The organism is Lysinibacillus sp. TE18511, from assembly GCF_054062295.1.
Genome location: NZ_JBSSFD010000076.1, coordinates 1 through 7,521 on the forward strand (window position 1 = coordinate 1; position 7,521 = coordinate 7,521).

Here is a 7,521-nt window from a genome sequence, read left to right on the forward strand (position 1 = left end):
GGAAGCCCCCAACTACCATCGGCGCTAAAGAGCTTAACTTCCGTGTTCGGTATGGGAACGGGTGTGACCTCTTTGCCATCATCACTAGACTATTAACAGTTTTCAATATACGTTGTATTTTGAAACTCTTATGTATTTCGTTTTGAAGTTTATTACCTGTCCTTCAAGACAAGAATTATTGTATAACGTTTTCTCACATTGTGCAACACTTTTTAATAAAAAAAAGAAATTATTACTTTTTGAAGATATTTTCGTTTTGAAAGAGAAATAATTACTCTACTATTTATTATAGCAATTGTTCAATTAAAAGAAAACAATTAATTTATCAGATAGATTGATTAGCTATTTTTATTCCTTTTATTTAATAAAAGGATGCTGATTTTCGCAATAAGCTAACTCCTTTCTACGGGCAAACATCAACCTTGTTATTTTTTCCTTAGGAATCTTTGCTCTTCGCCAGAAGTACTTGAGTAACCTTTCGCTCCAATCAGCTACAAAAATGAATACAAAAAATCTTTTTATAAATCATTAACATGCCTGTTAATTTATAATTTCTATATTATTTTATTATAGATTTTCATTTTTAATCCTATCCTTTACTTTTTTATTCTGATCAACACTAAATTATGGAAAGTACCATTTGTAATCGATCAATTTCTTCAAATGTTGTTGCAGGACCAAAAGATATTCTAAAAAATTGGCGTGCCGCTTCCATAGAATAGCCCATTGATAAAATCGCCTTCGTACCAGATTCACTATGAATATCACAGGCACTCCCTGTGGAAATGCATATTCCCGCTTCATTTAATTTTAACAGAACGTATTGCCCCTCTACCCTTTTCATCAATACACCACAAATATTAGGCAATTGCTCCTTACACTCAATTATTTGACACGTCTCCGGTAAATTTTTCTGAAAGTATTGACGTAATGCTTCATAATGCTGACGTTCATATTGATAATTTTCAATCGCCGTAGCAAAAGCAACAATGGCTGGTGTATCCAAGGTACCTCCCCTTAACCCACGCTCATGTGTCAAGCCCGGTGCTAATGCAGGAACACGGAGCTTTGGATTAATATAAACAGCTCCACAGCCTTTTGGCCCACCTATTTTATGAGCCGAAACAGTCATAGCATCCACTTGCTGTTTTAACGGTAGCTTACAAAAAGACTGTACACAATCGACATGAAAGTGAACATTTGATTGTTTTGCAATCTCTGCAATATTTTCTATAGGTTGAATAGAGCCTATCTCTGAATTTACATGTTGGATCGTGATTAAAACCGTATCTTCTTGTATTGCTTCTCGTAATTGCTCCACATGAATACAACCATCTTGCTGTAAAGGTAACTTCGTGACCACAAAACCCATTTTTTCAAGAGTATTTAACGCAGCATGTACAGATGTGTGTTCAGCTTGTGATGAAATAATGTGTTTTCCTTTATTTGACGCTAAAGCTAACGACAAAATTGAAATTAAATTGCCCTCCGTTCCGCTTCCAGTAAAGATAACTCCATCACTGTTTACTCCAAGAGCTCTTGCTACAACAGCTCTTGCCTGTTCAACAAAATAATGAGCTTGCCCTCCTAAATCATGTAAGCTTGCACTATTCCCATAATACTGTTTTGCTATCTCACAATAAGCTTTAAGAGCTTTGTGAGTCATTGGAGATGTTGCAGCATAATCCAAATAAATCATCTTATTCTTCCTTTCCAGTTCATCAGGTCTTGTGTTCTTTTTTATTTTATGTAAAGATAAGTGTCAAGACAACTGTAAGGAAGGTATAGGTATGGATGTAATGACAGATGTACTTGTTATTGGTAGCGGGATCGCTGCACTCCAAGCTTCTCGGTTTCTTGGACAACATTTTCAAGTACAGATTATTACAAAGTCATCTGTTAAAATGAGCAGTTCTTATCACGCTCAAGGCGGGATTGCTGCCGTTACAAGTCAAGAAGATCACCCAAACTTTCACATTACCGATACATTGACCGCTGGTGAATATCATCATGAAAGAAGAAATGTTGAAATACTTATTGAAAACGGTACAGAAATTATGCGTGATTTTTTAGAAGGAGGTCTCGAAATTGATCGACAAGCCGATGGGTCGCCGGCTCTAGGCTTAGAGGGCGCACATAGTCATCACCGTATTTTACATGCAGGTGGTGATTGCACGGGCCAAGTAATGATCGATTATTTGTTCGAGCAACTAACATCGAATATCGTTGTAAATTGCAACGAAATGGCTTACGAGCTTTTATTGAATACAGATGGAGATTGTATCGGCGTTCTAACTAAAGGAGCAAAAGGAATGAAGCGTTACCTAGCCCACCACGTCATTCTCGCAACAGGAGGTGCCGGCGCGCTTTATTCTTGTACGTCCAATTTTGCAACGAATACTGGAGATGGTATCGCTTTAGCATATCGTGCAGGAGCTACCATCAGTGATATGGAATTTATGCAATTTCACCCTAGCTTACTTTGGTGTGAAGGTGAGGCCAAAGGATTAGTCTCGGAGGCTGTGCGTGGCGCCGGAGGAATATTTGTCGATGAACACCGTCATCCCATAATGAAAGGCATACATGAACAGCTGGACCTGGCACCACGTCATATTACTGCGCATGCGTTATTTAATAAACGTGCTGCTGGACAGAAAACATTTATTGATATTTCCAGTATTGTACACTTTGAAGAAAAGTTCCCTACAATTGCTCAGCTTTGCTCTGACAATAACGTCAATTTACAAGAGGGCTTAATACCTGTAGCACCAGGTAGTCATTTCTTAATGGGTGGTGTTATTGCTGATGATATGGGAAGAACATCTATTCCTAATCTATATGCAATTGGTGAGGTTGCTTGTACAGGGGTGCATGGTGCCAATCGTTTAGCAAGTAACTCTCTATTAGAAGGAATTACATTCGGACAAAGAATGGCCCAATACATTATCCAGACGGGGTGCAAGCAAAATAATTTCTTCATTGCTGACAAAACTTACAAACAAACAATGCCCTCATTATTTACCAAAAATCAATTACAACAAACAATGATGCACACATTAGGCATTGTGCGAAATCCTATTGATATACAACAACTCGTACAACAATTACCGTCAATGCAAACACTTCTTCATGTTGACTTAGATGGCTTGAATCTACCAGAACTTGAACTTTACATGATGCATACTGTCGCTACATTAATGGCACACGCAGCCATTACACGAACAGAAACTCGTGGAGCTCATATTCGCACTGATAAATTACAAAATGATAAACAGTGGGTAAACCGCTGGATTATTTTTCAACAAGGACAGATGAAAGTGAGGAATTCATTGTATGAATATCATCAAGCTCGAGGAAATGCTCAAGCAATTCTTTAATGAAGATATAGGAGATGGGGATTTATCGGGTGAATTTATATTTTCTGCCGAACAGCAGGGATCTTTTACATTTTATGCGAAAGAAAGCGGCATTTTTGTGGAGCCCTCATCATTGAGCATGGATTTCTTCTACTAGACCGATCAATGGATATTATACTTTATAAAAAAGATGGTGATGAAGTAAATGCCGGTGATGTTCTCGCTGTTATTCAAGGTCCTCTTCAAAAATTATTAATTGGTGAACGGGTAATATTGAATCTAATCCAGCGTATGTCTGCTATCGCTACAGCTACGAATTTAGCGGTACGTGAAACAGTATGTACGAATGCGAAAATATGCGATACTCGCAAAACCATGCCTGGCCTGCGTATGTTAGATAAATATGCTGTTAGAATCGGTGGCGCCTACAACCATCGTAATGGCTTATACGATGCGATAATGCTAAAGGATAATCATATTGCGTTTGCAGGTAGTATTACTAAGGCAGTGCAGGCTGCCCGTGAGAAAATCGGTCACACTGTGAAAATCGAAGTGGAAATCGAAACAAAAGCACAGCTAGTTGAAGCAATTGTAGCTGGTGCAGACATTATTATGTTTGATAATCGCAGCCCTGAAGAAATACATGAATGGCTTCCTGCCGTTCCCCCACATATCGTTACAGAAGCTTCAGGAGGCATAACGCTTCAAAACTTAAACACCTATGCTAAAACAGGCATTCAATGGATTTCTCTTGGAGCGTTAACACATTCAGTAATAGCCTTTGATATTAGTGCACTTGTACAAACGAAAGGAGCTAATTCCCTTGTCCATCACTAGTTTATTACAACAAACGTCACTACTACCAGATCATTATCGTGCATTATCTAAAAATGAAATGGAATGCCGCATTATCGCTATAAAAAAGAAATTAGGAAGGAAACTCTTCATCCCTGGGCATCATTATCAGAAAGATGAAGTAATTCAATTTGCAGATGTAACAGGGGATTCTTTACAGCTTGCTCAATTATCAGCTGCTAATAAAGAAGCTAAATATATAGTATTTTGTGGAGTACATTTTATGGCGGAAACAGCTGATATGCTTACAACTGAACAGCAGCATGTTTACTTACCTGATATGCGAGCAGGCTGTTCAATGGCCGATATGGCAGACATTTATCAAACAGAACAAGCATGGTCGATTTTACAACAGCTTTTCGGGGATACCATTATCCCGCTAACATATGTCAATTCTACTGCTGCCATTAAAGCATTTACGGGAAGGCATGGAGGGGCCTGTGTTACATCGTCCAATGCAAAAGAAATGGTTAAATGGGCATTTACACAAAAACAACGTATTTTCTTTTTACCAGATCAACATTTAGGTAGAAATACTGCGTATGATTTAGGAATACCACTAGAGAATATGGCAGTCTGGGATCCTCAAACAAATATGCTAGAGACAGATCAGTTCCCAGAAAACATCCAAGTAATCTTATGGAAGGGACACTGCTCTGTACACGAAGGTTTTACAGTTCAGCATACGGAGCTTGTGCGTAAAGCGTATCCAAATATGCGCATCATTGTTCATCCTGAATGTAGCCGCGAGGTTGTTGCCGCTGCAGATGATGCAGGTTCTACAAAATACATTATTGATACAATTAATGGAGCACCAAGTGGTTCAGCATGGGCAATCGGTACTGAAATGAATCTTGTTAATCGGATTATTAAGCAGCACCCTGATAAGCATATTATCTCTTTAAATGAGAATTTCTGTCCTTGTCTTACGATGAATCGAATTGACCTCCCCCATCTACTTTGGTCCTTAGAAAGTATAGAAAAGGGGCAACCACATAATCGTATTCGAGTAGATGCTCACACTGCAGAGGAAGCACGTAGCTCACTTGAAAGAATGCTGTTAAGAGCTTAAATGGTAAAACGTCTACTCATTTCTGGTAGACGTTTGTTTATTATAGCTCTAGGTGAACATGGTGTGATGTTTACTATCAATTATGCCGAGACATAATTACGTCTGAAAACTTTAGAGGAAATTATTGAAATCTCAAAAACTATTCTTATACAAAAAAATGCAGTAGATGTAAATTACATCTACTGCATTTTAGTATGACCCGTACGGGATTCGAACCCGTGTTACCGCCGTGAAAGGGCGGTGTCTTAACCACTTGACCAACGGGCCAATGGCGGAGAAGGAGGGATTTGAACCCTCGCGCCGGTTACCCGACCTACACCCTTAGCAGGGGCGCCTCTTCAGCCTCTTGAGTACTTCCCCACAAAAAAATGGCTCCGAAGGCAGGACTCGAACCTGCGACAACCTGATTAACAGTCAGGTGCTACTACCAACTGAGCTACTTCGGAAAAATGGTGGGCCTAAATGGACTCGAACCATCGACCTCACGCTTATCAGGCGTGCGCTCTAACCAGCTGAGCTATAGGCCCTTGGAGCGGGTGATGAGAATCGAACTCACGACATCAGCTTGGAAGGCTGAGGTTTTACCATTAAACTACACCCGCAAATATGGTGGGTCAGGACGGAATCGAACCGCCGACACTTAGAGCTTCAATCTAATGCTCTACCAACTGAGCTACTGACCCATACTTTTTAAAAATGGCGGTCCCGACCGGGATCGAACCGGCGATCTCCTGCGTGACAGGCAGGCATGTTAACCGCTACACCACGGGACCATTTTGGTTGCGGAGGCCGGATTTGAACCAACGACCTTCGGGTTATGAGCCCGACGAGCTACCACTGCTCCACCCCGCGTTAATAATATTCTTTTCGAGTTTTTCAAGCACCATTTGTAGGAATTGGTTGCGGGGGCCGGATTTGAACCAACGACCTTCGGGTTATGAGCCCGACGAGCTACCACTGCTCCACCCCGCGTTAATAATATGTTCTTTTCGAGTTTTTCAAGCGCCATTTATAGAAATAAAACTGGAGGAGGTAGAGGGATTCGAACCCCCGCGCGGTGTTACCCGCCTGTCGGTTTTCAAGACCGATCCCTTCAGCCAGACTTGGGTATACCTCCGTAATTATATAAATGGTGGACCTTGCAGGACTCGAACCTGCGACCGGACGGTTATGAGCCGTCTGCTCTAACCAACTGAGCTAAAGGTCCTTTAAGATGGCGGCAGAGGGGATCGAACCCCCGACCTTACGGGTATGAACCGTACGCTCTAGCCAGCTGAGCTACGCCGCCAGGATCTTTATACTGGTTATCTTTATGGTGGAGCCTAGCGGGATCGAACCGCTGACCTCCTGCGTGCAAGGCAGGCGCTCTCCCAGCTGAGCTAAGGCCCCATAAAATGGTCGGAATGACAGGATTCGAACCTACGACCCCTTGGTCCCAAACCAAGTGCTCTACCAAGCTGAGCTACATTCCGATAAATATTAATTTGGCGCGCCCGGCAGGAGTCGAACCCACAACCTTCTGATCCGTAGTCAGACGCTCTATCCAATTGAGCTACGGGCGCTAAATATAAAAAATGGTGCCGAGGGCCGGAATCGAACCGGCACGGTAGTCACCTACCGCAGGATTTTAAGTCCTGTGCGTCTGCCAGTTCCGCCACCCCGGCACATTTGGAGCGGAAGACGAGGTTCGAACTCGCGACCCCCACCTTGGCAAGGTGGTGTTCTACCACTGAACTACTTCCGCATGTGCATAAGATTTTATTTATCCTGGCAATTATGAAATTCTTAAAAATGGTGCGGGTGAAGGGAGTCGAACCCCCACGCCTTGCGGCGCTAGATCCTAAGTCTAGTGCGTCTGCCAATTCCGCCACACCCGCATATTTTGTTGGCAATTAAATGGTGAGCCATGAAGGACTCGAACCTTCGACCCTCTGATTAAAAGTCAGATGCTCTACCAACTGAGCTAATGGCTCAAACTATGGTGCCGGCGATAGGAGTCGAACCCACGACCTACTGATTACAAGTCAGTTGCTCTACCAACTGAGCTACACCGGCAAATGGTGGAGGATGACGGGCTCGAACCGCCGACCCCCTGCTTGTAAGGCAGGTGCTCTCCCAGCTGAGCTAATCCTCCTGGGTATTATGCCTAGCGACGTCCTACTCTCACAGGGGGAAGCCCCCAACTACCATCGGCGCTAAAGAGCTTAACTTCCGTGTTCGGTATGGGAACGGGTGTGA

The 7,521-nt window shown here is 42.3% G+C and carries 3 protein-coding genes, 21 tRNA genes, 2 rRNA genes and 1 pseudogene; 3 read left to right on the forward strand and 24 right to left on the reverse strand.

Annotated elements, in window-relative coordinates:
* Both rrf (ACVWXS_RS25340) and ACVWXS_RS25345 read right to left on the reverse strand, forming a co-directional pair.
* Nucleotides 1–89 (reverse strand): 5S ribosomal RNA (gene rrf / locus ACVWXS_RS25340); the annotation flags it as partial.
* 530 nt (nucleotides 90–619) lie between these two features.
* Nucleotides 620–1,699, reverse strand: coding sequence for a cysteine desulfurase family protein (locus tag ACVWXS_RS25345; protein ID WP_456960624.1), 1,080 nt, complete (start codon nucleotides 1,697–1,699; stop codon nucleotides 620–622).
* 91 nt (nucleotides 1,700–1,790) lie between these two features.
* Between ACVWXS_RS25345 and nadB the strand changes: the two genes are divergently transcribed.
* From nadB to nadA, 3 genes and pseudogenes are all read left to right on the forward strand, one after another.
* Entirely contained in the window at nucleotides 1,791–3,377 is a 1,587-nt protein-coding gene (gene nadB / locus ACVWXS_RS25350) for an L-aspartate oxidase (protein WP_456960625.1), read from the forward strand.
* A pseudogene (nadC, locus tag ACVWXS_RS25355) lies at nucleotides 3,334–4,193 on the forward strand (carboxylating nicotinate-nucleotide diphosphorylase). The gene nadB and the pseudogene nadC overlap by 44 nt, the downstream one beginning before the upstream one ends.
* Nucleotides 4,180–5,283, forward strand: coding sequence for a quinolinate synthase NadA (gene nadA, locus ACVWXS_RS25360; RefSeq protein WP_456960626.1), 1,104 nt, complete (start codon nucleotides 4,180–4,182; stop codon nucleotides 5,281–5,283). Before nadC ends, nadA begins: the two are co-directional and overlap by 14 nt.
* A 195-nt stretch (nucleotides 5,284–5,478) precedes the next feature.
* Here nadA and ACVWXS_RS25365 read toward each other — a convergent pair.
* From ACVWXS_RS25365 to rrf (ACVWXS_RS25470), 22 genes are all read right to left on the reverse strand, one after another.
* A tRNA-Glu gene (locus tag ACVWXS_RS25365) sits at nucleotides 5,479–5,550 on the reverse strand.
* A gap of 2 nt (nucleotides 5,551–5,552) precedes the next feature.
* Nucleotides 5,553–5,643 (reverse strand) — tRNA-Ser (locus ACVWXS_RS25370).
* Between the two features lie 9 nt (nucleotides 5,644–5,652).
* Nucleotides 5,653–5,729, reverse strand: a tRNA-Asn gene (locus ACVWXS_RS25375).
* Nucleotides 5,730–5,733: 4 nt separating this feature from the next.
* A tRNA-Ile gene (locus tag ACVWXS_RS25380) sits at nucleotides 5,734–5,810 on the reverse strand.
* Between the two features lies 1 nt (nucleotide 5,811).
* A tRNA-Gly gene (locus ACVWXS_RS25385) sits at nucleotides 5,812–5,885 on the reverse strand.
* 5 nt (nucleotides 5,886–5,890) lie between these two features.
* Nucleotides 5,891–5,966: transfer RNA gene (locus ACVWXS_RS25390), tRNA-Phe, on the reverse strand.
* Nucleotides 5,967–5,980: 14 nt separating this feature from the next.
* A tRNA-Asp gene (locus ACVWXS_RS25395) sits at nucleotides 5,981–6,056 on the reverse strand.
* Nucleotides 6,057–6,060: 4 nt separating this feature from the next.
* Nucleotides 6,061–6,135, reverse strand: a tRNA-Met gene (locus ACVWXS_RS25400).
* A gap of 45 nt (nucleotides 6,136–6,180) precedes the next feature.
* Nucleotides 6,181–6,255: transfer RNA gene (locus tag ACVWXS_RS25405), tRNA-Met, on the reverse strand.
* Between the two features lie 52 nt (nucleotides 6,256–6,307).
* A tRNA-Ser gene (locus tag ACVWXS_RS25410) sits at nucleotides 6,308–6,400 on the reverse strand.
* A gap of 13 nt (nucleotides 6,401–6,413) precedes the next feature.
* Nucleotides 6,414–6,490: transfer RNA gene (locus tag ACVWXS_RS25415), tRNA-Ile, on the reverse strand.
* A gap of 7 nt (nucleotides 6,491–6,497) precedes the next feature.
* Nucleotides 6,498–6,571, reverse strand: a tRNA-Met gene (locus ACVWXS_RS25420).
* A gap of 25 nt (nucleotides 6,572–6,596) precedes the next feature.
* Nucleotides 6,597–6,672, reverse strand: a tRNA-Ala gene (locus tag ACVWXS_RS25425).
* Between the two features lie 6 nt (nucleotides 6,673–6,678).
* Nucleotides 6,679–6,755, reverse strand: a tRNA-Pro gene (locus ACVWXS_RS25430).
* Nucleotides 6,756–6,768: 13 nt separating this feature from the next.
* Nucleotides 6,769–6,845, reverse strand: a tRNA-Arg gene (locus ACVWXS_RS25435).
* Between the two features lie 13 nt (nucleotides 6,846–6,858).
* A tRNA-Leu gene (locus ACVWXS_RS25440) sits at nucleotides 6,859–6,947 on the reverse strand.
* A 5-nt stretch (nucleotides 6,948–6,952) separates the two neighbouring features.
* A tRNA-Gly gene (locus tag ACVWXS_RS25445) sits at nucleotides 6,953–7,027 on the reverse strand.
* A 48-nt stretch (nucleotides 7,028–7,075) separates the two neighbouring features.
* Nucleotides 7,076–7,160, reverse strand: a tRNA-Leu gene (locus ACVWXS_RS25450).
* A 20-nt stretch (nucleotides 7,161–7,180) separates the two neighbouring features.
* Nucleotides 7,181–7,256, reverse strand: a tRNA-Lys gene (locus ACVWXS_RS25455).
* 6 nt (nucleotides 7,257–7,262) lie between these two features.
* Nucleotides 7,263–7,338, reverse strand: a tRNA-Thr gene (locus ACVWXS_RS25460).
* A gap of 3 nt (nucleotides 7,339–7,341) precedes the next feature.
* Nucleotides 7,342–7,417 (reverse strand) — tRNA-Val (locus ACVWXS_RS25465).
* A gap of 10 nt (nucleotides 7,418–7,427) precedes the next feature.
* Nucleotides 7,428–7,521, reverse strand: a 5S ribosomal RNA gene (rrf, locus tag ACVWXS_RS25470); the annotation flags it as partial.

Coding starts and splice junctions, on each gene's coding strand:
- ACVWXS_RS25345 (WP_456960624.1), bottom strand. CDS start 1,699: ATGATTTATTTGGATTATGCTGCAACATCTCCAATGACTCACAAAGCT.
- nadB (WP_456960625.1), top strand. CDS start 1,791: ATGGATGTAATGACAGATGTACTTGTTATTGGTAGCGGGATCGCTGCA.